Source organism: Streptomyces sp. NPDC058051, from assembly GCF_042885475.1.
Classification (GTDB): domain Bacteria; phylum Actinomycetota; class Actinomycetes; order Streptomycetales; family Streptomycetaceae; genus Streptomyces.
Genome location: NZ_JBHVRW010000002.1, coordinates 347,573 through 372,881, shown reverse-complemented (window position 1 = coordinate 372,881; position 25,309 = coordinate 347,573). Strand labels below are relative to the sequence as shown.

Below are 25,309 nucleotides of genomic sequence, written 5' to 3'. Positions count from 1 at the left end.
ACTCCATGTCCACTCCCTCCCTCCGGTCCGCCCCCGCCCTGGACGCGCTCGCCCGCGGCGCCGTGATCCCCGCCCATCCCCTCGCCCTGCACGCCGACGGCTCCTTCGACGAGCGCCGCCAGCGTGCGCTGACCCGCTACTACCTCGCCTCCGGCGCGGGCGGCGTCGCCGTCGCCGTGCACACCACCCAGTTCGAGATCCGCGAGCCGGAGGTCGGCCTGTTCCGGCCGGTCCTGGAGCTCGCCGCCGAGACGATCGACGCCGAGGCCGGCAGGCCGTTCATCAAGGTCGCGGGTGCCTGCGGATACGTGGCGCAGGCCGTCGCCGAGGCCGAGACCGCCGCCGAGCTGGGCTATGACGCGGTGCTGCTCAGCCCGGCCGTGCCCGGTGCGGACGAGAAGGGTCTGCTGGAGCGGGCACGCGCGGTCGGCGAGGTGCTGCCGGTCATCGGCTTCTACCTCCAGGAAGCCGTCGGCGGGCGCTACCTGTCGCCGGGCTTCTGGTCCGCGTTCACCGATCTGCCGAACACGGTCGCGGTGAAGATAGCCCCGTTCGACCGGTACCGCACCGCCGATGTCGTGCGCGCCGTGGCCGCCGCGGACCGCGCCGACGAGGTGGCGCTGTACACGGGCAACGACGACGACATCATCGGCGATCTGCTCACCCCGTACGAGACGGCGGCCGGCACCCGACGCTGGTTCGCGGGCGGTCTCCTCGGCCAGTGGGCCGTGTGGACCAGCTCGGCCGTGACGCTCCTCGACGACGTCCGCAAGGCGCGAGGCGGGGACCACGAGGCGATGGTCCGCTGCCTGGCCCGCCGCACCGAGCTGACCGATGCCAACAGCGCGGTCTTCGACGTACGCGGCGCGTTCCGCGGCTGCATCGCCGGGATGCACGAAGTGCTGCACCGTCAGGGCCTGCTGGCGAACATCCGGTGCCTGGACCCGGCCGAGACGCTCTCCCCCGGACAGGCCGAGGAGATCAGCCGGGTGGCCGCGGCCTACCCTTGGCTGACCGATGACGCCTTCGTTGCGGAGCATCTCGATGCCTGGCTCTCCTGATCCTGCCGACCGTTCCCGCGTGGTCGTGGCCGTACCGCCGGGCCTGCGGGCCCAGTTCTTCACCGCCGACGTCTGGCAGGAGCTGGAGCGCGCGGCGGAGCTGACGGTCCTGGACGACCACTCCGACCGGGCGGCGGTGGCCGCGGCGCTGCCCGGCGCCCGGGCCCTAATCACCTCGTGGCGGGCGCCCAGGGTCGACACCGGACTCCTCGCGTCGGCCGACCGGCTGGAGCTGGTGGCGCACACCGGTTCGGCGGTCGCCCCCTACGTCACCGAGGAGGTGTTCCGGCGGGGCATCCTGGTCACCCAGGCAGGGGACGAGATGGCCCGCCCGGTCGCCGAGGTGGCCCTCGCGTTCACCCTCGGCCTGCTCCACCGCATCCACCGCTTCGACCACGCGCTGCGCGGCGGCGCGGACTGGGCGGCGGCGAGCGAGGCCCCGCCGCGCCACGAGATCCACGGCAGCAACATCGGCGTGATCGGCGCCTCGCGCACCGGGCGTGCCTACATCGCCCTGGTACGGGCGATGGGGGCGCGGGTGAGCGTCACCGACCCGTACCTGTCCGAGGCGGACGCCGAGGCGCTCGGCGTCCGGTCCGTGCCTCTGGAGACGCTGCTGTCGCGGAGCAGGATCGTGGCCGTGCACGCGCCCGTCACCGAGGAGACGCACCGGATGATCGGCGCCGGGCAGTTGGCGCTCATGCCGGACGGAGCGGGTCTGGTGAACACCGCCAGGTCGTGGCTGGTCGACGAGGACGCGCTTCTCGCCGAGCTGTCGTCGGGCCGGCTGGACGCGGCGATCGACGTCTTCGACGCCGAGCCGCTGCCCGTCGGCCACCCCTTCCGGTCCCTGCCGAACGTACTGCTCACCCCGCACCAGGCCGCGGGCAGTGTCGAATGCCGGGAGCGGCTCGGCCGGAGTGCCGTCAACGAGGTGCTGCGGCTGCTCGCCGGGCGCCCTCCGGTGAACGCCGTCACCGCCGCCGCGCTCACCCGTCTGCATTAAGGGCTGTCCGGCGGATCAGAGCCGCCCCTTCCCCAACCCCTTTACCTGTCAGGAGATTTCACCGTCATGCGACTGATGCGCATCGGCGAGCCGGGCCACGAGCGCCCGGTCCTCGTCGGCCCCGAGGGCCGTCACTACGACCTGTCCGGCATCACCGACGACATCGACGGCGCGTTCCTCACCGCGCTCGCCGACGATCCGCGCCGGGTTCCGGCCGAGTCGGCGCTCCCGGAGATCGACATCACCGGGCAGCGGATCGGCGCCCCGGTGGCCCGTCCCTCCGCGCTTCTCTGCATCGGCCAGAACTACGCGGCCCACGCGGCGGAGTCGGGCAGCGAGCCGCCCGAGCAGCCGATCCTCTTCTACAAGTCGCCGAACACGATCGTCGGACCGTACGACGACGTGTTGATCCCGCGCGGCTCGAAGAAGACCGACTGGGAGGTGGAGCTGGCCGTCGTCATCGGCCGCCGCGCCTCCTACCTGGACTCCCCCGCCGACGCCGCCGCACACATCGCGGGCTACGCCGTCAGCAACGACGTCTCCGAGCGCGCCTTCCAGCTGGAGCAGTCGGGGGGCCAGTGGTCCAAGGGCAAGAGCTGCGCCACCTTCAACCCGCTGGGCCCGGTGCTGGTGACGGCCGACGAGGTCGGTGACCCGCAGCGGCTGCGGCTGCGCAGCTTTGTGAACGGGGAGCCGCGGCAGGACTCCGGCACCGCGGACATGATCTTCAGCGTGGCGCAGCTGGTGCACGACCTGTCGCAGTATCTGGTGCTGGAGCCCGGCGACATCGTCAACACCGGTACGCCGCAGGGGGTGGCGCTGTCCGGCCGCTTCCCGTACCTGGCTCCGGACGACGTGATGGAGGTCGAGATCTCGGGTCTGGGCGGGCAGCGCAGCGTCTGCCGGCCCGCGTAGCGCGGATCACCCGACAGGCTCTCAGTCCTCCGGGAGTTCGACCGGGGCGATGTCGTCGAAGACGTCGCCGGGGCCGGGGTTCGTCGCATCGGTCGCGCCGCCGAACTGGGTCATCACGCCCCACACGGCATTGAGCGCGGTCTGCACGGCGCCCTCGGCCCATCCGGCCGTCCAGGAGATGTCGTCGCCCGCGAGGAACAGACCCCGCCGGTCGGCGGGCAGCCGGTCCTGCATGAAATGGGTGAACAGCCGTCGCTGGTAGCGGTAGTGGCCGGGCAGATTGGCCTTGAAGGCGCCCATGAACCACGGCTCGTTCTCCCAGGAGACCGTCACCGGGTCGCCGATGATGTGCTTCCGGATGTCGACGTCCGGGTAGATCTCGCCGAGCGACTTGAGCATGACCTCCATGCGCTCGTCCGGTGTGAGCGGCAGCCACTTCAGGCTGTCGTCGCACCAGGTGTACGAGAGGCAGATGACGGCGGGTCGGTCGGGGCCGTCGTCCAGGAGGTACGTCCCGCGGGTCATCCGGTCGGTGAGCGTCATCGACATGGTGTCCCGCCCGGTCGGCACCCCCTGGCCGTCGACGGCCCCGTCCCGCCAGAACGGCCGGTCGACGGGGACGAAGAGCTTGGACGACTCCATGTAATGGGTGCGCTCCATCGCCGTCCAGTGGTCGATGGGGAAGAGCGCGTCGTCGCAGTCGATCTTCGAGAGCAGCAGCCAGGACTGCCCGGTGAAGATCGCGGCGGGGTAGGTGCGGATGTCACCGGTGGCGTCCGTGACGGTGATGCGGTTTCCGGCGGTGCGCTGCAGCCGGGTCACGGCGGGGCGCGGTGCGCCGTCGTGCAGCGAGGACAGCGACGTGCCGAGCGGCCAGTGGACGGTCTTCTGCGGTTCGTGGTCCCAGAGCCGCAGCGGGAGTTGCTGGCTGCCGCCGACGATGCCCCGGTGGTGGTCGTCCGCCTCGGTGTAGACGACGCGCAGGATCTCCAGGATGGAGTTGGGGAAGTCGGTGTCCCAGCCGCCGGTGCCGAAGCCGACCTGGCCGAAGATCTCGCGGTGCCGGAACGACCGGAAGGCGTCGGAGTCGCAGAGGAAGCCGTAGAAGGTCTGGTTGTCGAGCTTTCGGACGAGCTCCGACCAGATCTGCCGGATGCGCGGCACGTCGCGTTCGCGCATCGCGCGGTTCATGTCGGAGAAGTCCGCGCCGTCCTCCAGGCACCGGTTCCAGGCGTCCATCACCTCGCGGTAGACCTGCGGCAGGTCGGCGATGGTGCGCGCGTAGTGCGTCTCCCCCTTGAGGTCGACGACGGTCGACGGGGTGGCGGGCGAGAGGGGGTTGGGGAACGGCTTCGTCTCCAGACCGACCAGATCGATGTAGTGCTGGAGCGCGGTCGAGGACGGCGGGAAGCGCATGGCGCCCATCTCCGCGGTGAGCTGCGGGTCGCAGCCGTCGAATCCGACGGTACGCAGCCGGCCGCCGATCTCGTCCGCTTCATGGACGACGGGCTTGAACCCCATCTTCATGAGTTCGTACGCGGCGACGATGCCGGAGAGCCCGCCGCCGATGACGGCGACCTCGGTGCCGTGCCCGGTCGCGGGTATCTGCCCGAGGCCCGCGGGGTGCGCCAGGAAGTCGTCGTACGCGTACGGGAAGTCCGGCCCGAACATGGTGATCGGCTCGGCGGCGTCGGTGTGCTGTACGGCGTTGGGCACCGTGGACGTCATGGGGTACGGACTCCTTGCGCGGAAAAGCGGAAAAGGGGTGGAGCGGGCGGCGGACTCAGACGAGGGAGCCGTACAGACCGGGGCGGCGGTCGTGCAGGTAGGGGTTGGCGGCACGCGACGCGGTCAGGAGGCGGGGGTCGACGTCACCGGTGACCAGTTCCTCGCCGCGTCCGGCGCGGGCCCGGACGGCACCGTCCGGGCCGGCCAGGCAACTCAGCCCGACGAACTCGAACTCGCCTTCCGGACCGGTTCTGTTGACGTACGCCACGTACATCTGGTTCTCGAACGCGCGGACCGGTACGACGGACTCGGCGACGAACTGGAAGGGGTGCATCTGAGCGGTGGGCACCAGCAGCAGATCGGTGCCGGCGAGGGCGTGCGCGCGGACGTTCTCCGGGAACTCGACGTCGTAGCAGATCATGATCCCGATGCGTACGCCGTCCAGTTCGGCCTGGACGACGGGTTCCTCGCCCGGCGTGAACCACTCCTGCTCGAAGCAGCCGAAGAGATGGGTCTTGCGGTAGTTCGCGAGGCCGGTCCCGTCCGGACCGATGAGCTGCGCGGCGTTGAAGATCCGCCGGCCCGCGCGCTCCGGGTAGCCGTAGAGGACCGCGAGCCCGTGCCGTGCGGCGATCTCGGCGACCGCCCCGGCCGAGGGTCCGTCGGCCGGCTCGGCCAGCAGGGGCACATCGGCCCCGATCGCGTATCCGGTCAGGAACAGTTCGGGGCAGACCAGCAGCCGGGCTCCGGCATCCGCCGCGCGACCCGCGGCCCCGTCGAGCACCGTGAGGTTCTCGTCCGCACGGCCGGGCCGTCCGGAGCTCTGGAGCAGGGCGGTGCGCAACGGCGGCATGGCTGACCTCGGGCGGGACGGGCGGGGCGGGACGTATTGACGGTACGGTCCGCCGCTCGCACCGGACAAGGCGCGACCGTTGCGCGTGCACCGTCGATCCGTTGCGCGCCGACGGCCGGTGGCGGCGATTCGTTGCGCGGTGCGTCTACGCAGGTCACAGGGGTGACCCAGGTCTCAGCCGACCCTGCCCGCAGGCTCGGGCCCGCCGCCGTCCCGCCGCTGCTCCGGCGCCCCGGAGGAGTACCGCCGCAGCAGCGGCGACAGCACCAGCACGGACTTCGTCCGCTCCACGTACGGCTCGCCCGCGATCCGTTCGAGCACCTGCTCGAAGTGGCGCATGTCCGCCGCGAAGACCTGCACGAGCGCGTCGGCCTCCCCGGTCACCGTGGAGGCCGAAGTGATCTCGGGATACCGCGCGAGCCCCTGCTTGATCGCCTCCGGCGACGTGTTGCGGCTGCAGTAGATCTCGATGAACCCCTCGGTCTCCCACCCCAGCGCCGCCGGGTCCACCCGCACCGTGAATCCGGTGATCGCGCCCTCGGCGCGCAGCCGGTCCACGCGGCGCTTCACGGCGGGTGCGGACAGGCCGATGATCGCTCCGATGTCCGCGTAGGAGCGCCGGGCGTCTTCGGCGAGGGCGTGGACGATGCGTTCGTCGAGGTCGTTCAGGCGCACTTCGGGCGGTTCACTTCTCTGCGATGGCCGGTTTCGGGGGCGGCACGGGCCGCCCCCGAAGTAGACCACGGCGCCGCCCCGCAGGGCGCCTCACCGCATCCGGTGCCCGGTCAGAACGGGAACTGCGAGCGGCCGTACTGCACCGAGATCCACTTCTGCGTGGTGAAGGCCTCGACCATCGAGTCGCCGTTCAGCCGGCCGAGACCGGAGCTCTTCTCGCCGCCGAACGGCACGATGGGCTCGTCGTGGACCGTGCCGTCGTTGATGTGGATCATGCCCGTGTGGATGCGCTGCCCGATCCGTACGCCGCGCTCGATGTCGCCGGTGTGCACCGCGCCGCTCAGACCGTACGGGGTGTCGTTGGCGATGCGGACCGCCTCGTCCTCGCCGTCGAACGGCACGAGGAGCGCCACCGGTCCGAAGATCTCCTGGGAGAGCACGGGGGAATCGGCGGCAAGACCGGTCAGCACGGACGGGCTCACCAGATTGCCCTCGGCCCGGCCGTGCAGCAGCGCCGTCGCACCCGCCTCGACGGCCTGGTCGACGAGCGAGGAAATGGCCTCGGCCTGCGAGGAGTTGATCAGCGGGCCGATCACGGTACCCGGGGCGGCCGGGTCGCCGACCGGCAGCGAGGCGACCTTGGCGACGAACTTCTCGGTGAACTCCTTCTCCACCGCCCGGTCGACCAGGATCCGGTTCGCGGCCATGCAGACCTGGCCCTGGTGCACGTAGCGGCTGAAGACCGCGGCGTCCACGGCGTAGTCCAGATCGGCGTCGTCGAGAACGATGAGCGCGCTGTTGCCGCCGAGTTCCAGCACGGCACGCTTGAGGTTCGCCGCGCACACCGTGGCGACGTGCCGTCCCACCTTGTCCGAGCCGGTGAAGGAGATGACCTGCGGAATGGGGTGTTCCAGCAGCGCGTCGCCGATCTCGGCGATGTCGGTGACGACGACGTTCAGGAGGCCGGCGGGCAGCCCCGCCTCCTCGAACACCTTCGCCACCAGCGTGCCGCCGCAGACCGGGGTGTTCTGGTGCGGCTTGAGCACCACCGCGTTGCCCAGCGCGAGGGCGGGGGCGACCGACTTCAGCGACAGCAGGAACGGGAAGTTGAAGGGGCTGATGACACCGACGACACCGACGGGAACCCGGTAGACGCGGTTCTCCTTGCCCTCGACCGGTGAGGGCAGAATCTGCCCCGAGGGCCGCAGCGCGAGCTGGATCGACTCGCGCAGGAACTCCTTGGCGAGATGCAGCTCGAAGGCCGCCTTCAGCCGGGTGCCGCCCAGTTCCGCGACGATCGCGTCGCTGATCTCGCTCTCGCGCTCCTCGACGACGTGCAGCGCCCGCTCCAGCACCAGTCTGCGCGCGTACGGGTTGGTGTCGCCCCACGCCCGCTGGGCGGTCTCGGCGGACCGGTACGCCTGGTCCACCTCGTCGGCCGTGGCGACCGTGATCGAGGCGAGCTTCTCCCCGTTGTACGGATTGAAGTCGATGATGTCCCAGGATCCCTTGCCCGGCCTCCACTCTCCGTCGATGTACTGATGGGCCAGGTCGGTGAAGAAGGACATGAGATCCCTTACCGCAGAGGGGCGGGCAGCTGAATGCACTTCATATTACTTAGATTTCAATGGGGTTGAAGGGGATCATCAGCGTGTCCGGGCCGGATCCGGACACACCGTCAGGGATGACGGGACAGCCCCGGGGCCCGCGAGGTCATCAGGAAATGCCGTCGCCCCCGTGGCACGGACGACCACGGGGGCAACGGTGACGGCAGGGCTGCGGAATCAGTTCCAGCTGGCGTGCAGCGGCTTGCCCTCGGCGTAACCGGCGGCGCTCTGCACCCCGACGACGGCCTTCTCGGCGAACTCCTCCAGGGAGGCCGCGCCGGCGTAGGTGCAGGAGGAACGGACGCCCGCGATGATCGAGTCGATCAGGTCCTCGACGCCGGGCCGGACCGGGTCCAGGAACATCCGCGAGGTGGAGATGCCCTCCTCGAAGAGCGCCTTGCGGGCCCGGTCGTACGCCGACTCGTCCGACGTGCGGTTCTTCACGGCGCGCGCGGACGCCATGCCGAAGGATTCCTTGTAGAAGCGGCCGTCGGCGGACTGCTGGAGGTCACCGGGCGACTCGTGCGTACCGGCGAACCAGGAACCGATCATCACGTTGGACGCGCCCGCGGCGAGCGCCATGGCCACGTCGCGCGGGTGGCGGACACCGCCGTCGGCCCAGACGTGCTTGCCGTACTTCTTCGCCTCGGCGGCGCACTCCAGGACCGCCGAGAACTGCGGCCGGCCGACGCCGGTCATCATCCGGGTGGTGCACATGGCGCCGGGGCCGACACCGACCTTGATGATGTCCGCGCCTGCCTCGACGAGGTCGCGCACCCCCTCGGCGGCGACGATGTTGCCCGCGACGACGGGCACCCGCGGGTCGAGCGCCCGGACGGCCCGGACCGCGTTGATCATGGACTCCTGGTGGCCGTGGGCGGTGTCCACGACCAGGGCGTCGACGCCCGCGTCGAGCAGTTGCTCGGCCTTGCCCGCGACATCGCCGTTGATCCCGACGGCGGCGGCGATCCGCAGCCTGCCCGCGGCGTCGGTGGCGGGCGTGTAGAGAGTGGCGCGCAGTGCGGCCTTCCGGGTGAGGATGCCGACGAGGCGGCCTTCCGCGTCGACCGCGGGGGCGAGCTTGCGGTGGGCCCCGTCGAGCTTGTTGAACGCGTCGCGCGGGTCGATGTCCGCGTCGAGCAGCACCAGCTCCCTGGACATGACCTCGGAGAGCTGCGTGAAGCGGTCGACGCCGGTCAGGTCGTGGTCGGTGACGACGCCGACGGGCCGGCGCTCCTCGTCCACGACGACGCCGGCGCCGTGCGCGCGCTTCGGCAGCAGGGACAGGGCGTCGGCGACCGTCTGGCCCGGGGTCAGCACGATCGGCGTGTCGAGCACGAGGTGGCGCGCTTTCACCCAGGAGACGACATCGGCGACGACTTCGATCGGAATGTCCTGGGGTATGACGACGAGCCCGCCGCGACGGGCGACCGTTTCGGCCATCCGACGGCCGGCGACGGCCGTCATGTTCGCGACGACGAGCGGGATGGTGGTGCCGGTGCCGTCGGGGGAGGCGAGATCGACTCCTTGGCGGGATCCGACCGCTGAGCGGCCCGGAACCATGAAGACGTCGTCGTACGTGAGGTCGTACGGGACCGAGGGGGAGTCTGTGTAGCGACCGGTACCGGGCTCAAGAAAACGCATAACGCTCATTTTTTCATACGAAACAGCGCAGGTCGCGTCCCCGAAGGCACAGCGAACCGTCCCCGCGTTCGTGTGTTCCTCCAAAGGGGTGGAGCGGGAACCCCGGGCACGCGGAGCCTGCCGTGTACAGGGACCGTACCCGCCCGGCCTCCACATCATTCGCGATCATCTTCCCTGGACCTGGTGCGAAGCGGTCAGGTAGCTTCAAACCGCAGGTCCCGCGGGTCACGACTACGCCCTGAAGGACAGGCGGTTGGTCACAACTTCCGTCACCCGTACGACCGGAGAGGATCACGACCCGCCCGTGGAGAGCGAACTGCCGGACATCTACTGCCCGTTCCCCCAGCGAACGAATCCGCACGTCGCGAGCACCCGTGTCCACCTCGACGCTTGGATTCGCAACACCGGCCTGGTACACCGCGATTCGGCCAGGGAACGCTTCGAGCAAGCGGACTTCGGGGCCTTCGTCGGCATGGTGTACCCGACCGCGGACGCACAGAACCTCGACCTCGTCGCCGACTGGTTCGTGTGGCTGTTTCTCGTCGACGACCAGCTCGACGACGGCCATCTGGGCCGCAGCCCGGAGCGGGTGCGGGACGTGGTCGCGGTGATGCGGTCCGTGATCGAGGGCTCCGGTACGGGCGCCGGGCCGGACGAGGAGCTCCCCGCCGCCGTGGTCGCCCTGGTCGACCTGTGGGAACGGACGACGCCGACCGCGCCCGCGCACTGGCGCACCCGGTTCGGCCTGCACCTCACGACGTACCTGACGACGACCACCACCTGGGAGGCCGGGAACCGGGCCGCGGCGACGGTGCCGTCCGAGGAGACGTACATCGCCAAGCGCCGTCACACCGGTGCCATACACGTCTGCATGGACCTGATAGAGATCGTGGCCGGGATCGAGGCTCCCGAGTCGATCCACAACGATTCCCGGTTCATCACCGCGCTGGAAGCGTCGTGCAACGTCGTGTGCTGGGCCAATGACGTGTACTCGTACGAGAAGGAGCAGGTCCTCGGCGAGATCCACAATCTCGTCCACCTGGTCCGGCACCACCGCGGGTACGGCAAGCAGCAGGCGCTGGAGCACGTCTGCGCGCGGATCACCACGGAGACGGAGCGGTTCCTCACCGCCGAGGCCGCGCTGCTGTCCGAGTACCCCCAGCTGTCCTGGATGCTCACGCCGTACCTGGACGGGATGCGGAGCTGGATGCGTGGCAACCTCGACTGGTCGCGGCAGACCCCTCGCTACAACCCGGCCGACGTGAGCCAGTACGAGGAGCCGGAGGAGTACCTGGAGGCGACGGTCCTGGGCGTGGCCCAGGACTGAACCACCGGGCGGGCCGGGGAAGGAAGCGGGACGGCGCGGTCGCCGGGCGGCCCGGTGAGGTCAGCCGCCCGGCCCCGGCACCCGCTCAGATCCCGTCCGGATCCGCCCGCTCCAGCGCCGGCCGCCGAGGCGCCGCCGACGCGGTCAGCAGATAGTCGGCCGCCGCCGTGTCCGTCACCAGGCTGGTGACGAGCCCGGACCGCAGCACCGCTCCGATCGCGGCGGCCTTCCGCTGGCCGCCCGCGATCGCCACCACCTCGGGGATCCGGCGCAGCCGGTCGGCCTCGACCGTGATGCACCGCTCCCCCAGGTCCCGGCCGACCCGCCGCCCCTCCGTGTCGAAGAGATGCGCCGACATCTCGGCGGCGACGCCGAGCGACGCGTAGTGCGCCCGCTCCTCGTCCGAGAGCATGTCGTGGACGGTGGAGATGCCCGGTTCCCAGGAGCCGATGGAGACCGCGGCGACCGTCACCTTGTCGAAGTACTCGAAGGCGCGGGCGATGCCCGTCTGGTGGCGCAGCGCCGCGGCCGTCGCCGGATCGGGCAGCAGCATCGGGGCGTAGATCGGGTGGGCCTCGCCGCCGGCCACCTGGGCGGCCCGCCGGACCGCCTCGACCGAGCCGCGCTCGGCCGTGCCCGCGTCGTACACCCCGGTGAGCTGCACGACCGTGCAGGGTGGCAGCCGGTCGAGAGCCGCCGCCATGTGGATCGTCGACCGGCCCCAGGCCAGGCCGAGGACATCGCCCTCGTTCACCAGCTCCCCGAGGAGATCGGCCGCGACCTCGCCCAGGTTCTCCGGGTCGGCGGCGTCGTCCTGCTCCTCCGCCGGGGACTCGACGACGACCGCGTGACGCAGCCCGTAGCGCGCCCTGAGCGCGTCGGAACGCTCCGCGTCCAGCTCGGCGGGAACGCGGATCTCGATCCGTACGAGGTCGCGCTCAAGAGCCGTCTCCAGGACCCGGGCCACCTTGAAGCGGCTGACGCCGAACTCCTCGGCGATCTGGATCTTCGACTTTCCTTCGAGGTAGAAGCGGCGGGCCATGGCCGCCGCCTGCACCAGCTCCGCGGGCCCCATCCGCAGGGCGGACCGTCCCGCCGACATAGCAGACACCGCGATCTCCTCACTGCTGTTCACACTCTCGATACGCCGTTCATCCTGTCAGATCCGGCGATCCCTGCTCGGTCCCGTCGGACCACGTTCATCTGCCCTTGGCCGGGCCGACCGGCAAGCGCGGCCGAAGCCGGGCCCGGCGCCGGTTGCCGCGTCAGTGCCGGCACGCCCAGGCCGCCGAGGCGATGGCCCCGTCGGCCTTGGCCCGCAGGGCGCGCACCGCCTCGGCCGGGTCCTTCGCCCCGTACACCGCCGAACCCGCGACGAACACATCCGCGCCGGCGTCGGCACACCGCTCGATGGTGGACTCGGAGACGCCGCCGTCGACCTGGAGCCAGAGTTCGAGGCCGTGCTTGGAGATCAGCTCACGGGTGCGGCGGATCTTCGGCAGCATGATGTCCAGGAACGCCTGGCCGCCGAAGCCGGGCTCCACCGTCATGATCAGCAGCATGTCGAGCTCGGGAAGCAGGTCCTCGTACGGCTCGATGGGCGTCGCGGGCTTGAGCGCCATGGAGGCACGGGCGCCCTTGGCGCGGATCTCCCGGGCCAGCCGTACGGGGGCCGCCGCGGCCTCCACGTGGAAGGTGACGGAACCGGCTCCCGCCTCGACGTACTGCGGCGCCCAGCGATCCGCGTCCTCGATCATCAGATGGCAGTCCAGCGGCGTGTCCGTGGCCCGGCTGAGCGATTCCACGATCGGCACGCCGAGGGTCAGATTGGGCACGAAGTGGTTGTCCATCACGTCGACGTGGAGCCAGTCGGCGCCTTCGACCGCCTTCGCCTCCTCGGCGAGGCGGGCGAAGTCTGCGGACAGGATGCTGGGGTTGATCTGGGCCATGTGCCAAGCCTGCCATGTTCCGCGCCGCTTCCCCGCCCTGGTGCGGGCCAAAGCCTCACGGGATCATTACAGTTCGCCGAATCCGGGGCTCCCGGCCGCACGATACGGGCGTTTCAGCCCGCGTCGGGCCCTTGGGCGGCGGTACGGGCCGGGCCGGTCGCGGGACGGCCGGCGACGCGCGGCTGTGGGCGCGGCGAGCACCGGCGACGCGCGGCTGTGGGCGCGGCCGGGTGCCGGCAGCCGGAAGTGCGCGCCTCGGGTTCCGGCCGCCGCGCCGTCCGCGTGCGCGCCGGCCCGTCTCAGGCGGTGCGCCGCAGCAGCGCCAGGTACATCGCGTCCGTGCCGTGCAGATGCGGCCACAGCTGGACGTCGGGACCGTCGCCCAGGGCGGGCACGCCCGGCATCAGCGGGCGGGCGTCGACCCACTCCGCGTCGACCGGCGGACCGCCACGCCCCTTGAGCACGTCCTCGACGACGACCCGGGTCTCCGCGAGATGCGGCGAGCAGGTCGCGTATCCGACGACTCCACCCACCCGTACGGCCTTCAATGCCTCACGCAGCAGACCGCGTTGCAGCGGCGCGAAGCTCTCCAGGTCCTCCGGGCGGCGCCGCCAGCGCGCTTCGGGGCGTCGACGCAGCGCGCCGAGGCCCGTGCACGGCACGTCCATCAGGACCCGGTCGAAGGTGCCGGGCCGCCACGGCGGGCGGGTGCCGTCGGCGGTGATCACCTGGTACGGGCCGGGGTTTCCGGCCAGCGCGCGCTCGACGAGGCGGGCCCGGTGCGGCTGCCTCTCGGCGGCGAGCAGGGCGGCGCCGCGTTCGGCGGCGAGCGCGCCGAGCAGGGCGGCCTTGCCGCCGGGCCCCGCGCAGCCGTCGAGCCACCGGGTGTCGCCGCCCTCCAGCGGTGCGTGGGCGAGGGCGGCGGCCACCAGCTGGCTGCCCTCGTCCTGGACCCCGGCGCGGCCCTCCTGCACGGCGGTGAGCGCGCCGGGCTCGCCGCCCTCGGCCATGCGTACCGCATAGGGCGACCAGCGGCCGGGCAGGCCGTTCTCGTCGCCCAGGGCGGTCAGCAGCTCACCCGTGGTGGAGCGGCCGGGGCGTGCGACCAGCGTGACCTCGGGCCGTTCGTTGTCCGCTTCGAGCAGGTCCTCGATCCCGGCACGAGGGCCGCCCAGCGCGTCCCAGAGAGCGGACACGACCCACCGCGGATGCGAGTGCACCACCGCGAGATGGTCCTCGGCGTCCTCCTCGTACGACGGGGCGACCCTCCCCACCCAGCCGTCGAGGTCGTCCGCCGAGACCTTCCGCAGGACGGCGTTGACGAACTTCGCCCGGCCCTCGCCGAGCACCACCCGGGCCAGTTCCACGCTGGCGGAAACCGCCGCATGCGTCGGGATACGGGTACCGAGCAACTGGTGCACGCCCATGGTGAGCACGTCCAGGACCGGCGGATCGACCTCGCGCAGCGGGCGGTCGATGCACGCCGCGACGATCGCGTCGTACGTCCCCTGGCGGCGCAGCGTCCCGTAGACCAGCTCGGTCGCCAGCGCCGCGTCCCGCTGGTCGAAGTCGCCCTTGGCGCGGGCCTTCTTCAGGAGCGGAGGAAGGACGAGGTTGGCGTACGCATCGCGTTCGTCGACGGCCCTGAGCGCCTCGAAGGCGAGGAAACGGACGGGATCCTTCTTGGGGCGGCGATGCGGCTTGGCGGGACGGCGACGCTGCTGGTCGTTCACGTGAAAGGTGCTCCGCTGATGGTGAGAGGGCGAACCCTCCCAGCCTACGTCGCCACCCCGGCCCCGGATTCCGCCGGACGGGAGCAGTGGCCTTCCTCCGGACCGGGCCGGACCGGTGCGGGAGCCCACGCGCCGCGTCGGCGACGGGCGTGACGCGACGCGGTGCGGCCAAGGGGTACCGCGGGCCCGGCCCGGTCCCGGACGGGAGGCGCGCTACAGGCCCAGCAGCTCGCCGTGGACGATGCGTACCCCGCGGGCCCAGTCCGCCGCCCGCATCGGCTTCTTGCCCTGCGGCTGCACCCACAGAAGCTCGACGGCGTGCGATCCGGTGCCCACGTACACATGGTTCTTGGCCGCCGACAGCTCGCCCGGGGCCAGATCGGCGCGGGCCGGCACGGGTGTCGCCTGGACCAGCTTCAGCCGCTCGCCGCGGAACAGCGTCCACGCCCCGGGGGCGGGGGTGCAGCCGCGGACCACCCGGTCGACCCGCAGGGCAGGTGCGGACCACCGCACCTGGGCGTCCTCGACGGTGATCTTCGGTGCGAGGGTGACGCCCTCGGAGGGCTGCGGCACTGCGTGCAGCGTGCCGTCCTCGATGCCGTCCATGGTCGCGACGAGCAGCCCCGCACCGGCGAACGCCAGCCGGGTGAGGAGGTCGCCGCTGGTGTCGGTGGGCCGTACCTCTTCGGTGAGGACGCCGTACACCGGGCCCGAGTCGAGTCCCTCCTCGATCAGGAAGGTCGACGCACCGGTCACCTCGTCCCCGGCCATGACGGCGTGCTGCACGGGGGCGGCGCCGCGCCAGGCGGGCAGCAGCGAGAAGTGCAGGTTGACCCAGCCGCGGGCGGGCACGTCGAGCGCGGTCCTCGGCAGCAGCGCCCCGTAGGCGACGACCGGGCAGCAGTCCGGCCCGATCTCCCGCAGCCGCGCCAGGAAGTCCTCGTCGCGCGGCCGGGCGGGCTTGAGCACCTCGATCCCGGCCTCCTCGGCACGCTCGGCGACAGGACTGGCGACCAGGCGGCGCCCACGCCCGGCGGGCGCGTCGGGCCGGGTGACGACGGCGGCCACCTCATGCCGGCCCGAGGCGATCAGGGCGTCCAGGGCGGGTACGGCTACCTCGGGGGTGCCTGCGAAGACGAGCTTCATGGGTGGCTGACTGCCTCTCGGGCCGAAACGTGCGGTGACGAGCAACGCACAATTCTATGGGCCGCGCGACCAGGGGGCGTACGTACGACCGCGCGCCCCTTCGGCATACGCACGCGCCCCCGCAGCGTGACCAGATCCACGGCTGACGCGTTGGTCAAGAGAGATTGACCGAAGCGGGCCGGCACGGTGCGGCCCGATCCCTTTTCATCGCCGGTTCGAGAGGCTTCTTCATGGCCGACCACGCAACCCACGACGCCCAAGCGAGGGCCAGTCTGCATCTGTTGGTGCGGGACATCGAGCGGGTCCGGCGGCAAGTGGACGCACTGCGCACGCTCACCGCCCAACTCGGCAACGTCTACCGTCCGCGCCGCTCCGGCCCGTCCACGGGCTTCGTCGTCTACGGCAGGGCCCCGGCCCCGACCGTCAGGCTGGCCCAGGAGCTGCGGGACAGCGTCGAGACCCTGGTCACCGCCGCGGTGGACTTCGACCGCTCGTTGGGCTTCTCCTGGGACGCGGTGGGCTCCGCCCTCGGGGTCACCAAGCAGGCGGTGCACCGCCGATACGGCGCCCGCCGCAACGCCCGGCAGCCGGAAACGACCGAGGCCGGTGCGGAGACCGCGGCGTCACTCCCGCTGCCCGTGGCGCCGGGCCCGTCCAACGCGCAGGCGCTGCCCGCCGTACCCGCCGCACGGACCATGCCGCCGCAGCCGTCGGCGGACCGCCCGGCACTCCGCGAGGACCTGCGACCGGGCGTCTTCCCCGGACCGCGCAACGGCTGACCGCTCCCCTGCCCCGCCGGCTCGACGCACGGCGGGGCAGCCGCGTCTTTGCCACCGCTCCCCGCTCCGCATCCCTGCCGGTCCGGCGCGATCGAGCCCGTCCGAACCCGCGCGGAGGGCGTCGCCGGAACGGCGGGCGCGGACGGCGCGGCTCCGGGCCGGCCCCGGCCGCCGCTCGTCCGGCTCCGCCCCACCGCACCGTCAGCCGATGTCCGGTGGATCCATCCTGATCCGGACCCGCTCACCGCTCCCCCGGGACATCCGCGCCGCCTGCGCGGCCTTCAGCGCGGCCGCGAGCGCCGCCCCTCTTCCCGGAGGCACCCTGAGCAGCGCCCGCTCCCAGGACTCCCCGGGCGGGGCGTCCGACGGCCTGCGGGGCCTGCCGTGTTCCGCGCCGGGCACGGGGACCGGGCCGAGCACCTCCGCCTCCGGCGGCAGGTCAGCAGCCGCGAGAAACGCGGTGAGCGCGTCCGGCGAGCCGGTCACCGAAGCCATCCGGGACACCGGAGGGAAGCCCAGCTCGGCCCGCTCCGCCAGCTCACGGCGGGCGTGCCCGACCGGATCCCAGCGCACCAGGGCCTGCACGGGCCGCAGGGTCGGCTCGGCGACGATCACCACCGTGCCGCCCTCCGGCTGACCCCTCACCAACGAGGCCGCCGCCGTCCAGCGACGCAGCGCCTCCTCGCCGGCCCGCAGGTCGGGGCGCCCGACCATGGCCCAGCCGTCCAGCAGCAGCGCGGCCGCGTAGCCGCCTTCCGCGACGGGTTCGGCGCCGGGGGTGCTGACGACGAGCGCCGGGGCGTCCGGTACGGAGTCCAGGATGTGATCGCGGCCCGACGTCCGGACCGGCACGGCGGGGAAGGCCCGGCCGAGCTCCTCCGCGGTGCGGCGGGCGCCGACCACCTGGGCCCGCAGCCGATTGCCGCCGCAGGCGACGCAGTGCCAGGCGGTCTCGGCCCGGCCGCACCAGGCGCAGTCGAGAGCGCGCTGGTCCGGTGCCTGGAGCGGCCCGGCGCACTGCCGGCACCGCGCGGGCTCACGGCAGCGTTCGCAGGCCAGCCGCGGCGCGTAGCCACGGCGCGGCACCTGGACCAGGACGGGGCCGCTGCGCAGCCCGTCCCGTACCGTCTGCCAGGCCAGACTGGGCAGCCGGGCCGCCCTCGCGGCGCCGTCCCGCGCCAGCTCCCCGTCGCCGACCGTGCGCACCAGCGGCGCCGCGATCCGCACCTGCTCCCGGTCCGCGCGCAGCGGCAGCGCCCAGCCGCTCTCCACCAGTTGGGCGGCTTCCACCGTGCAGTTCGTACCGCCGAGGAGGAATGCGCACCGGCCGTGCGCGGCCCGGAGTTCCAGCACCTCGCGGACATGCGGGAACGGCGCGTTGTCGTCGCTGTGGCTGGAGTCGCCGTCGTCCCAGACGGCGACCAGGCCGAGATCGGCGACGGGTGCGAACATCGCGGCCCTCGTCCCGACGGCCGCCCGCACGGAGCCGCGCCGCACGGCAAGCCACTCCCGGTACCGCTTCTCCGGTCCGGACTCGGCGGTCAGCAACGCGTGGCGCCCCCGGCCGAGCAGGTCGGTCAGCGCCGCGTCCACCCGTCCCGCGGTCCGGCCGTCCGGCACGACGACGAGTGCGCCGCGCCCGGAGGCAAGGGTCGCGGCCATGGCCCGGGCGATCTCCTCGGGCCAGTGCGGCCCGGGCAACGCGGTCCATACGGCGCGGGGCGTACCGCCCTCGGACAGCGCCCGCAGGAACGCGGGCCCCTGGGTGTACCTCTCCCAGCTCCCCGCCGACGGCACGGGCGGCGGCGGCAGGGGCTCGGGCGACGGCCTGGACTCGGCCCGGCCGTTCCGCGGCGGGACGGCGAGCTGCAGCACATCCGCGAGGCTGCCCGCGTAACGGTCGGCGACGGCACGGGAGAGGGCGAGCAGTTCCGGTCCCAGCACCGGTTCGGGCGACACCACATAGGCGAGCGCGGCGAGGGCGCCGGTGTAGTCCGATGTCGCGAGCCGTTCGACGAGGAAGCCGTCGATCAGACCGCCCCCCTCGCGCCGGCCGCCGCGGACATGGCGCGCCCCGGCCCCGAATCGCACCCGCACCCGCACGCCGGGCTGTGCGTCCGCGTCGAGTTCCTCGGGCACGGCGTAGTCGAAGTACTGGTCGAGATGGAGCGCGCCCTTGTTGACGAGCACCCGGGCGACGGGCAGTTCCCCGGCGAGTACGGCGCCGCGCCAGGTCCGCGGCTTGGCCCGCGGCACCTTGGCCTTCCGTACCGTCTCCCGAATGAGCGCAAGCTGCTCCGCGGTCTCGCCCGCGGGCTCCTCGGATCGCTCGTTCTCGCTGCTCACAGCCACATTCCACATTCCTACCAGACAGCACTGACAGCGGCCCCGGCGAGACGGCGGCGGCGGTCGCACGCACCGGGGCCCGGACACCTTGTGCGGTGTCCGGGCCCCGGCGTTACGGACGGAGGGCGTGTGCCCCGGGTCGCTACAGCAGCCCGGCCGCCGTGCGCAGCGCGTCCACGCGGTCCGTGCGCTCCCACGTGAAGTCGGGAAGCTCACGGCCGAAGTGTCCGTAGGCCGAGGTCTGGGCGTAGATCGGGCGGAGCAGGTCGAGGTCACGGATGATCGCGGCCGGGCGGAGGTCGAAGACCTCGCCGATGGCGTGCTCGATCTTCTCGGTCTCGACAGCGGCGGTGCCGAACGTCTCGACGAACAGGCCGACGGGCTCGGCCTTGCCGATCGCGTAGGCGACCTGCACCTCGCAGCGAGCGGCGAGGCCCGCGGCGACGACGTTCTTGGCGACCCAGCGCATGGCGTACGCGGCCGAGCGGTCGACCTTCGACGGGTCCTTGCCCGAGAAGGCGCCGCCGCCGTGGCGGGCCATGCCGCCGTAGGTGTCGATGATGATCTTGCGACCGGTCAGGCCGGCGTCCCCCATCGGGCCGCCGATCTCGAAACGCCCGGTCGGGTTGACCAGCAGCCGGTAGCCGTCGGTGTCCAGCTTGATGCCGTCCTCGATCAGCTGCGCCAGCACGTGCTCGACGACGAACTCGCGGATGTCGGGTGCGAGCAGCGAGTCGAGGTCGATGTCGCTGGCGTGCTGCGAGGAGACGACGACCGTGTCGAGACGGACGGCCTTGTCTCCGTCGTACTCGATCGTGACCTGGGTCTTGCCGTCGGGGCGCAGGTACGGGATGGTCCCGTTCTTGCGGACCTCGGAGAGCCGGCGCGAGAGCCGGTGCGCGAGGTAGATCGGAAGCGGCATGAGCTCGGGCGTCTCGTCGCAGGCGTAGCCGAACATCAGGCCCTGGTCGCCGGCACCCTGCTTGTCGAGGTCGTCCTCCCCCTCACCTGCGTCGGAGCCCTCGACCCGCTTCTCGTACGCGGTGTCGACGCCCTGCGCGATGTCGGGCGACTGCGCGCCGATGGACACCGAGACGCCACAGGAGGCGCCGTCGAAGCCCTTCTTGGAGGAGTCGTAGCCGATCTCAAGGATCTTGTTGCGCACGAGGTTCGGAATGTCGGCGTAGGCCTTGGTCGTGACCTCACCCGCAACATGCACCAGACCGGTGGTGATCAGGGTCTCGACGGCGACGCGGGACCGGGGGTCCTCACGGAGAAGTGCGTCGAGAATGGTGTCGCTGATCTGGTCAGCGATCTTGTCGGGGTGACCCTCGGTGACGGACTCCGAGGTGAAGAGACGGCGGGACACATCGCTCCCTGGGGTTGCAGCGGCTGCTGGCTGATCATTGGGTGGACCACCGAGAGCTGCGCTCGGCACAGTCCGGGGTCAGTTTATCGGGAGCCGGGGCCCCAGGGACAACGTGTCTCGCCCTTTGGGAGTTCTGTGACCTCCGGCACGGCCCTTCACGGTACGGAAATCACGTCCGGGAAAGGCCGCACACGTCCGTGTTTCAGGGCTTTTCGCCCGGGTGGCGCGGCGTGGCACGAGAAGGTCGTCCGAGCCGCGACGACACGAGATCCCAGACCGTGTCGGCAAGCGCCTCCTTGGGGCCGAACGGCACCACGGTCTCCCCGCCGTCGGCCGCGAGGACCACCGCTTCGTTCTCCTCGGAGCCGAAGGTCCGGTGCTCCCCCACCTCGTTGACGACGAGCAGATCGCAGCCCTTGCGGCGCAGTTTCTCGCGGCCGTTGGCGAGGACGTCGTCGGTCTCGGCGGCGAATCCGACGACGATCCGGTCCGGCCGGTCGCGTTCACCGGCGACCTCGGCCAGGATGTCGGGATTGCGGACGAGCCGGATGGGCGCCGGCTCCTGGCCGTCCTTCTTCTTGATCTTCCCCGTCGCGTACTCGGCGGGCCGGAAGTCGGCGACCGCCGCCGCCATCACGACCACATCGGCGTCCGCGGCGGCCTTGAGCACGGACTCGCGCAGCTGTACGGCGGTCCCCGCGTGCACGACGTCGGCACCCGCCGGGTCGGGCAGGCCCGTGTTGGCCTCGACGAGGGTGACCCGGGCGCCGCGGGCGACCGCGGTGCGGGCCAGGGCGTATCCCTGCTTGCCGGAGGAGCGGTTGCCGAGGTAGCGGACCGGATCGAGCGGCTCCCGCGTACCTCCCGCGCTGATCACGACGTGCCGGCCGGCCAGGTCGGCCTCGACGGGCCCGCGGGCCAGCACGCGCCGGCAGACCTCGAAGATCTCCCCGGGATCGGGCAGCCGGCCCTTGCCCGTGTCGACGCCGGTCAGCCGGCCGACGGCGGGCTCGATGACGACGGTGCCGCGGCGGCGCAGCGTGGCGACGTTCTCCCGGGTGGCGGGGTGCTCCCACATCTCGGTGTGCATGGCGGGCGCGAGGACGACGGGACAGCGGGCGGTCAGGAGCGTGTTGGTGAGCAGGTCGTCGGCGAGTCCGTGCGCGGCCTTGGCGAGCAGGTCGGCGGTGGCCGGGGCGACGACGACCAGGTCGGCGCCCTGCCCGATCCTGACGTGCGGCACCTCGTGGACGTCGTTCCAGACCTCCGTGGACACCGGGTGGCCCGAGAGCGCCGACCAGGTGGCCGCCCCCACGAAGTGCAGCGCCGACTCGGTCGGGACGACGCGCACATCGTGACCGGACTCGGTCAGGCGGCGCAGCAGTTCGCAGGCCTTGTACGCGGCGATGCCTCCGCTGACCCCAAGAACGACCTTCGGCTTGTCCACTGCGTCTCCCCGCACTCGGTTACGGACACCCCCATGCTGCCTCACGGTGTCCGGTCCGACGCCGTCGCCCCGGGCACACCACAGGCCCGGCGGGCGGGGCCGCCGGGCCTGTGGTGAAGGTGCCGTTCCTGCCTACTGCGCGGGGCCCTCGATGGCCTCGGAGGTGAGCAGGCCCGCGTTGATCTCGCGGAGCGCGATCGAGAGGGGCTTCTCGTGCACGTGGGTGTCGACGAGCGGACCGACGTACTCCAGGAGACCCTCGCCGAGCTGCGAGTAGTACGCGTTGATCTGACGGGCGCGCTTGGCGGCGTAGATCACGAGGCTGTACTTCGAGTCGGTGGCCTCAAGGAGCTCATCAATCGGCGGGTTGATGATGCCCTCGGGCGTGGTGATGGAAGAGGACACTCTCTGCCTTCCGAAGGGGGTACAGATCAAAGAAGTCTTTGACCGTGCGGAATTCATGCGGGTTCTGTGCGGGCTACCTGCGAGTGACGTGCTGCCGAGGGGGTCGGCTGCTCAGTCGCTGTCGGCACCGTGGCCGGAGAACTCCAGCATCAAGGCTAGCAGCTCACGCGCCACGTCCTCGACGGAGGTGTTGACCAGCGTCGTATCGAACTCGGACTCGGCAGCCAGTTCGATCCTGGCGGCGGCGAGACGGCGCTCGATCACCTCGGCGGACTCGGTTCCGCGCCCGGTGAGCCGGCGCACCAGCTCCTCCCAGCTCGGCGGGGCCAGGAAGACGAGCTGGGCGTCCGGCATCGACTGCCGGACCAGCCGGGCACCCTGGAGATCGATCTCCAGCAGCACCGGCTCGCCCGCCTCCAGGCGTTCGAGCACGGCGCGGCGCGGCGTGCCGTACCGGTTGCCGGCGAACTCGGCCCACTCCAGCAGCTCGCCGTTGGCGATCAGCTTGTCGAACTCGTCGTTGTCCACGAAGAAGTAGTGGACACCGTTGCGCTCGCCGGGGCGCGGCCTGCGGGTCGTCGCCGACACCGAGAGCCATACCTCGGGGTGAGCCTTGCGCATATGGGCGACGACCGTGCTCTTGCCGACCCCTGAGGGGCCGGAGAGCACGGTCAGCCGCGGACGTACGTCCGGGGGTACGGGGGACGTCCCCCGGGATGTTGCAGCCATGGAGCGATTATCCAGGTTCTCAGGGGTGCCTGAGAACGTCAGGCGGGACTGCCGCCGAACTCACGCTCCAGGGATGCGATCTGATTCGAGCCGAGACCCCGGACCCGGCGGCTCTCGGAGATGCCGAGCCGCTCCATGATCTGCTTGGCGCGGACCTTGCCCACGCCCGGCAGGGACTCCAGGAGGGCGGAGACCTTCATCTTCCCGATGACGTCGTTCTCCTGGCCCTGCTTGATGACCTCGTGGAGCGAGGCGCCGGAGTGCTTGAGTCGATTCTTGACCTCGGCCCGCTCCCGGCGAGCCGCGGCGGCCTTTTCGAGCGCGGCTGCGCGCTGTTCAGGGGTAAGGGGCGGAAGAGCCACGCCTACGTCACCTCGGATGTCGATCTGTCGGATACGGACCGGTGAGGAAGCTGAGCACCCCCCACCAGGTGAGCCACGGACAACTTGTGTACGTCGGCTCTCGACGGAGACTAGCGGCCAAGGCCGCCGGAGTCAGCGAGAACCAACGAAAAGTCCTGGTCAGCCTCAACCGACCAGGACATTTCAGGCATAACGACCGAGTTTTTTGGTCAGGACTCCGTCAACACGGTGTTACGTGGCATGCTCACCTACCTGCGACGGCCCTGCGGACCTCGTCCGCGAACCGGTCGGCGGCCGCGCGCAGCCCCGCCGCGTCCGGTCCCCGGCTCAGTACGCCGCGGCTCACGCTGGGGACCACATTGCCCACCGCGTCGCCGAAGACACCGGGCAGATCCGCGGGCGTCGCGCCCTGGGCCCCGATCCCGGGGGCCAGCAGCGGGCCGTTGATCGCCAGGTCCACGCCCGCGTCCCCGAGCGTGGCGCCGACCACCGCGCCGACGGAGCCCAGCGGGGCGGCCCCCTCGTTCTCGGCGGCCATGTGGTCGAGCATGACCTGCGCCAGCGAACGGCCGTCGGCGGCGGTGGCGCGCTGCACCTCGGCGCCCTCCGGATTCGAGGTGAGGGCGAGCACGAAGACTCCCGCGCCGGAGAGGACGGCCGCGTCGAGCGCCGGGCGCAGCGAACCGAAGCCGAGGTACGGCGAGACGGTGACCGCGTCCGAGAACAGCGGCGAGTCCTTGTCCAGGTAGGTCGCCGCGTAGGCGCCCATGGTGGAGCCGATGTCGCCGCGCTTCGCGTCCATGAGGACGAGCGCACCGGCCGCCCGGGCCTCCTCGACGGCCTTTTCCAGGACGGCGAGGCCGCGCGAGCCGAACCTCTCGAAGAACGCGGACTGCGGCTTCAGGACGGCGACCCGGTCCGCCAGGGCCTCGACGACCGTGCGCGTGAAGCGCTCCAGTCCCGCGACGTCGTCGTTCAGGCCCCAGGCGGTGAGCAGCGAGGCATGCGGGTCGATACCGACGCAGAGCGGCCCGCGGGTGTCCATGGCACGGCGCAGGCGTGCGCCGAACGGTTCCGGGATCATGCGGTGGCCTTCCTGGTTTCCGCGCCGACGGCTTCGGCGAGGGTGGCGTACGGGGAGGCCGCCAGACGTGCGGCCAGTCCCTTGTGGATCGTCCGGGCGTAGAACGGGCCCTCGTAGATGAAGGCGCTGTAACCCTGGACGAGGGTGGCCCCGGCGAGAATGCGCTGCCAGGCGTCGTCGGCGTTCTCGATGCCGCCGACACCCACCAGGGTGATCCGGTCACCCACACGCGCGTAGAGGCGGCCGAGCACCTCCAGGGAGCGTGCCTTGAGCGGCGCACCGGACAGCCCGCCGGTCTCGGCGACCACGGACGGCGAGGACTTCAGACCGAGACCGTCCCGGGCGATGGTGGTGTTGGTGGCGATGATGCCGTCGAGGCCCAGTTCGACCGCGAGATCGGCGACGGCGTCGACGTCCTCGTCCGCGAGGTCCGGGGCGATCTTGACGAGCAGGGGCACCCGCCGGTCGGTGACGGTCCGGTCGGCCGCCTCGCGGACGGCGCTGAGCAGGGGCCGCAGCGCCTCGGTGGCCTGGAGGTTGCGCAGGCCGGGCGTGTTGGGCGAGGAGACGTTCACGACGAGGTAGTCGGCATGCCGGGCGAGTCGCTCGGCGGACTTCACGTAGTCGCCGACGGCTTCGGTCTCCGGCACGAGTTTGGTCTTGCCGATGTTGACGCCGACCGTGGTTCTGAAGACCGGCCTGCGGGCGGCCAGACGCTCGGCCACGGCGGCCGAGCCCTCGTTGTTGAAGCCCATGCGGTTGATCAGCGCGCGGTCCGCGACGAGGCGGAAGAGACGCTTCCTGGGGTTGCCGGGCTGCGGCTCGCCGGTGACCGTACCGATCTCGATGTGGTCGAAGCCGAGCATCGCCATGCCGTCGATCGCGACGGCGTTCTTGTCGAAGCCGGCGGCGAGGCCGAAGGGGCCGTGCATCCGCAGACCCAGGGCCTCGGTGCGCAGCTCCGTGTGGCGGGGGGCGAGCACGGCGGCGACGAAGGTACGCAGCACGGGGACGCGTGCGGCGAGGCGGATCCAGCGGAAGGCCAGGTAGTGGGCGCGTTCCGGGTCCATCCGCGTGAAGACCAGGCGGAAGAAGAATCTGTACATCGGGGTGTCCTCGGTGTCCTCACAGAGAGGGGGACACC

22 protein-coding genes are annotated in these 25,309 nt (G+C 71.7%); 5 read left to right on the top strand and 17 right to left on the bottom strand.

Going from position 1 to position 25,309, the window contains the following annotated elements:
* The first annotated feature begins 5 nt into the window (after positions 1 to 5).
* The 3 genes from ACFVUT_RS05200 (at position 6) to ACFVUT_RS05190 (ending at position 2,982) form a co-directional block, all read left to right on the top strand.
* Entirely contained in the window at positions 6 to 1,061 is a 1,056-nt protein-coding gene (locus ACFVUT_RS05200; RefSeq protein WP_389647405.1) for a dihydrodipicolinate synthase family protein, read from the top strand.
* On the top strand, positions 1,045 to 2,067 hold the full coding sequence (locus ACFVUT_RS05195; RefSeq protein ID WP_389647402.1) for a hydroxyacid dehydrogenase: 1,023 nt from the start codon (positions 1,045 to 1,047) through the stop codon (positions 2,065 to 2,067). Before ACFVUT_RS05200 ends, ACFVUT_RS05195 begins: the two co-directional genes overlap by 17 nt.
* A 66-nt stretch (positions 2,068 to 2,133) precedes the next feature.
* Positions 2,134 to 2,982, top strand: a complete 849-nt coding sequence (locus tag ACFVUT_RS05190) for a fumarylacetoacetate hydrolase family protein (RefSeq protein WP_389647399.1) — start codon at positions 2,134 to 2,136, stop codon at positions 2,980 to 2,982.
* A 21-nt stretch (positions 2,983 to 3,003) separates the two neighbouring features.
* Here the strand turns inward: ACFVUT_RS05190 and ACFVUT_RS05185 are convergent, their stop codons facing one another.
* The 5 genes from ACFVUT_RS05185 to ACFVUT_RS05165 form a co-directional block, all read right to left on the bottom strand.
* Entirely contained in the window at positions 3,004 to 4,710 is a 1,707-nt protein-coding gene (locus ACFVUT_RS05185) for a flavin monoamine oxidase family protein (protein WP_389647396.1), read from the bottom strand.
* 55 nt (positions 4,711 to 4,765) lie between these two features.
* Positions 4,766 to 5,563, bottom strand: coding sequence for a carbon-nitrogen hydrolase family protein (locus tag ACFVUT_RS05180; protein WP_389647393.1), 798 nt, complete (start codon positions 5,561 to 5,563; stop codon positions 4,766 to 4,768).
* A gap of 174 nt (positions 5,564 to 5,737) precedes the next feature.
* Entirely contained in the window at positions 5,738 to 6,238 is a 501-nt protein-coding gene (locus ACFVUT_RS05175) for an Lrp/AsnC family transcriptional regulator (RefSeq protein WP_389647390.1), read from the bottom strand.
* A gap of 110 nt (positions 6,239 to 6,348) precedes the next feature.
* Complete coding sequence (locus tag ACFVUT_RS05170; RefSeq protein WP_389647387.1) at positions 6,349 to 7,806, bottom strand: aldehyde dehydrogenase family protein; 1,458 nt, start codon at positions 7,804 to 7,806, stop codon at positions 6,349 to 6,351.
* Positions 7,807 to 8,022: 216 nt separating this feature from the next.
* A complete protein-coding gene (locus tag ACFVUT_RS05165) occupies positions 8,023 to 9,489 on the bottom strand; it encodes a GuaB1 family IMP dehydrogenase-related protein (protein ID WP_389647384.1) in 1,467 nt (488 codons plus the stop codon).
* 304 nt (positions 9,490 to 9,793) lie between these two features.
* Here ACFVUT_RS05165 and ACFVUT_RS05160 point away from each other — a divergent pair, with 304 nt between their 5' ends.
* Positions 9,794 to 10,816 (top strand): terpene cyclase, encoded by a 1,023-nt coding sequence (locus ACFVUT_RS05160; RefSeq protein ID WP_389647727.1) that lies wholly within the window; start codon positions 9,794 to 9,796, stop codon positions 10,814 to 10,816.
* An 85-nt stretch (positions 10,817 to 10,901) separates the two neighbouring features.
* Here ACFVUT_RS05160 and ACFVUT_RS05155 read toward each other — a convergent pair whose 3' ends face one another.
* From ACFVUT_RS05155 to fmt, 4 genes are all read right to left on the bottom strand, one after another.
* Positions 10,902 to 11,918, bottom strand: a complete 1,017-nt coding sequence (locus tag ACFVUT_RS05155; RefSeq protein WP_389647724.1) for a sugar-binding transcriptional regulator — start codon at positions 11,916 to 11,918, stop codon at positions 10,902 to 10,904.
* 163 nt (positions 11,919 to 12,081) lie between these two features.
* Positions 12,082 to 12,765: a ribulose-phosphate 3-epimerase gene (rpe, locus tag ACFVUT_RS05150; RefSeq protein WP_389647382.1), complete on the bottom strand. Its 684-nt coding sequence runs from the start codon at positions 12,763 to 12,765 to the stop codon at positions 12,082 to 12,084.
* 299 nt (positions 12,766 to 13,064) lie between these two features.
* Positions 13,065 to 14,498, bottom strand: a complete 1,434-nt coding sequence (locus tag ACFVUT_RS05145) for an RsmB/NOP family class I SAM-dependent RNA methyltransferase (RefSeq protein WP_389647379.1) — start codon at positions 14,496 to 14,498, stop codon at positions 13,065 to 13,067.
* A 213-nt stretch (positions 14,499 to 14,711) separates the two neighbouring features.
* Complete coding sequence (gene fmt, locus ACFVUT_RS05140; RefSeq protein WP_389647376.1) at positions 14,712 to 15,644, bottom strand: methionyl-tRNA formyltransferase; 933 nt, start codon at positions 15,642 to 15,644, stop codon at positions 14,712 to 14,714.
* Positions 15,645 to 15,874: 230 nt separating this feature from the next.
* Here fmt and ACFVUT_RS05135 point away from each other — a divergent pair, with 230 nt between their 5' ends.
* Complete coding sequence (locus ACFVUT_RS05135; RefSeq protein ID WP_389647374.1) at positions 15,875 to 16,423, top strand: hypothetical protein; 549 nt, start codon at positions 15,875 to 15,877, stop codon at positions 16,421 to 16,423.
* A 201-nt stretch (positions 16,424 to 16,624) separates the two neighbouring features.
* Here the strand turns inward: ACFVUT_RS05135 and ACFVUT_RS05130 are convergent, their stop codons facing one another.
* From ACFVUT_RS05130 to ACFVUT_RS05095, 8 genes are all read right to left on the bottom strand, one after another.
* On the bottom strand, positions 16,625 to 18,769 hold the full coding sequence (locus tag ACFVUT_RS05130) for a primosomal protein N' (RefSeq protein WP_389647371.1): 2,145 nt from the start codon (positions 18,767 to 18,769) through the stop codon (positions 16,625 to 16,627).
* A 142-nt stretch (positions 18,770 to 18,911) separates the two neighbouring features.
* Positions 18,912 to 20,138 carry a methionine adenosyltransferase gene (metK, locus tag ACFVUT_RS05125; protein WP_389647368.1) on the bottom strand — a complete coding sequence of 409 codons (1,227 nt, stop codon included), beginning with the start codon at positions 20,136 to 20,138 and terminating at the stop codon, positions 18,912 to 18,914.
* A gap of 202 nt (positions 20,139 to 20,340) precedes the next feature.
* Positions 20,341 to 21,585, bottom strand: a complete 1,245-nt coding sequence (coaBC, locus tag ACFVUT_RS05120) for a bifunctional phosphopantothenoylcysteine decarboxylase/phosphopantothenate--cysteine ligase CoaBC (RefSeq protein WP_389647365.1) — start codon at positions 21,583 to 21,585, stop codon at positions 20,341 to 20,343.
* A gap of 132 nt (positions 21,586 to 21,717) precedes the next feature.
* The gene (gene rpoZ, locus ACFVUT_RS05115; RefSeq protein ID WP_003970369.1) at positions 21,718 to 21,990 is read right to left on the bottom strand and encodes a DNA-directed RNA polymerase subunit omega; all 273 of its coding nucleotides are present in this window, start codon (positions 21,988 to 21,990) and stop codon (positions 21,718 to 21,720) included.
* Between the two features lie 111 nt (positions 21,991 to 22,101).
* Positions 22,102 to 22,719, bottom strand: a complete 618-nt coding sequence (gene gmk / locus ACFVUT_RS05110; RefSeq protein WP_389647362.1) for a guanylate kinase — start codon at positions 22,717 to 22,719, stop codon at positions 22,102 to 22,104.
* A gap of 38 nt (positions 22,720 to 22,757) precedes the next feature.
* Positions 22,758 to 23,081, bottom strand: coding sequence for an integration host factor (locus tag ACFVUT_RS05105; protein WP_003970367.1), 324 nt, complete (start codon positions 23,079 to 23,081; stop codon positions 22,758 to 22,760).
* A 244-nt stretch (positions 23,082 to 23,325) separates the two neighbouring features.
* Positions 23,326 to 24,165 carry an orotidine-5'-phosphate decarboxylase gene (pyrF, locus tag ACFVUT_RS05100; protein ID WP_389647359.1) on the bottom strand — a complete coding sequence of 280 codons (840 nt, stop codon included), beginning with the start codon at positions 24,163 to 24,165 and terminating at the stop codon, positions 23,326 to 23,328.
* The gene (locus ACFVUT_RS05095) at positions 24,162 to 25,271 is read right to left on the bottom strand and encodes a quinone-dependent dihydroorotate dehydrogenase (RefSeq protein ID WP_389647356.1); all 1,110 of its coding nucleotides are present in this window, start codon (positions 25,269 to 25,271) and stop codon (positions 24,162 to 24,164) included. Before ACFVUT_RS05095 ends, pyrF begins: the two co-directional genes overlap by 4 nt.
* Positions 25,272 to 25,309 lie beyond the last annotated feature (38 nt).

What these genes read in the sequence shown, in the direction of transcription:
- ACFVUT_RS05200 (WP_389647405.1), top strand. Translation starts at nt 6, where the DNA reads ATGTCCACTCCCTCCCTCCGGTCCGCCCCCGCCCTGGACGCGCTCGCC.
- ACFVUT_RS05195 (WP_389647402.1), top strand. Translation starts at nt 1,045, where the DNA reads ATGCCTGGCTCTCCTGATCCTGCCGACCGTTCCCGCGTGGTCGTGGCC.
- ACFVUT_RS05190 (WP_389647399.1), top strand. Translation starts at nt 2,134, where the DNA reads ATGCGACTGATGCGCATCGGCGAGCCGGGCCACGAGCGCCCGGTCCTC.
- ACFVUT_RS05185 (WP_389647396.1), bottom strand. Translation starts at nt 4,710, where the DNA reads ATGACGTCCACGGTGCCCAACGCCGTACAGCACACCGACGCCGCCGAG.
- ACFVUT_RS05180 (WP_389647393.1), bottom strand. Translation starts at nt 5,563, where the DNA reads ATGCCGCCGTTGCGCACCGCCCTGCTCCAGAGCTCCGGACGGCCCGGC.
- ACFVUT_RS05170 (WP_389647387.1), bottom strand. Translation starts at nt 7,806, where the DNA reads ATGTCCTTCTTCACCGACCTGGCCCATCAGTACATCGACGGAGAGTGG.
- ACFVUT_RS05165 (WP_389647384.1), bottom strand. Translation starts at nt 9,489, where the DNA reads ATGCGTTTTCTTGAGCCCGGTACCGGTCGCTACACAGACTCCCCCTCG.
- ACFVUT_RS05155 (WP_389647724.1), bottom strand. Translation starts at nt 11,918, where the DNA reads ATGTCGGCGGGACGGTCCGCCCTGCGGATGGGGCCCGCGGAGCTGGTG.
- rpe (WP_389647382.1), bottom strand. Translation starts at nt 12,765, where the DNA reads ATGGCCCAGATCAACCCCAGCATCCTGTCCGCAGACTTCGCCCGCCTC.
- fmt (WP_389647376.1), bottom strand. Translation starts at nt 15,644, where the DNA reads ATGAAGCTCGTCTTCGCAGGCACCCCCGAGGTAGCCGTACCCGCCCTG.
- ACFVUT_RS05135 (WP_389647374.1), top strand. Translation starts at nt 15,875, where the DNA reads ATGGCCGACCACGCAACCCACGACGCCCAAGCGAGGGCCAGTCTGCAT.
- gmk (WP_389647362.1), bottom strand. Translation starts at nt 22,719, where the DNA reads ATGGCTGCAACATCCCGGGGGACGTCCCCCGTACCCCCGGACGTACGT.
- pyrF (WP_389647359.1), bottom strand. Translation starts at nt 24,165, where the DNA reads ATGATCCCGGAACCGTTCGGCGCACGCCTGCGCCGTGCCATGGACACC.
- ACFVUT_RS05095 (WP_389647356.1), bottom strand. Translation starts at nt 25,271, where the DNA reads ATGTACAGATTCTTCTTCCGCCTGGTCTTCACGCGGATGGACCCGGAA.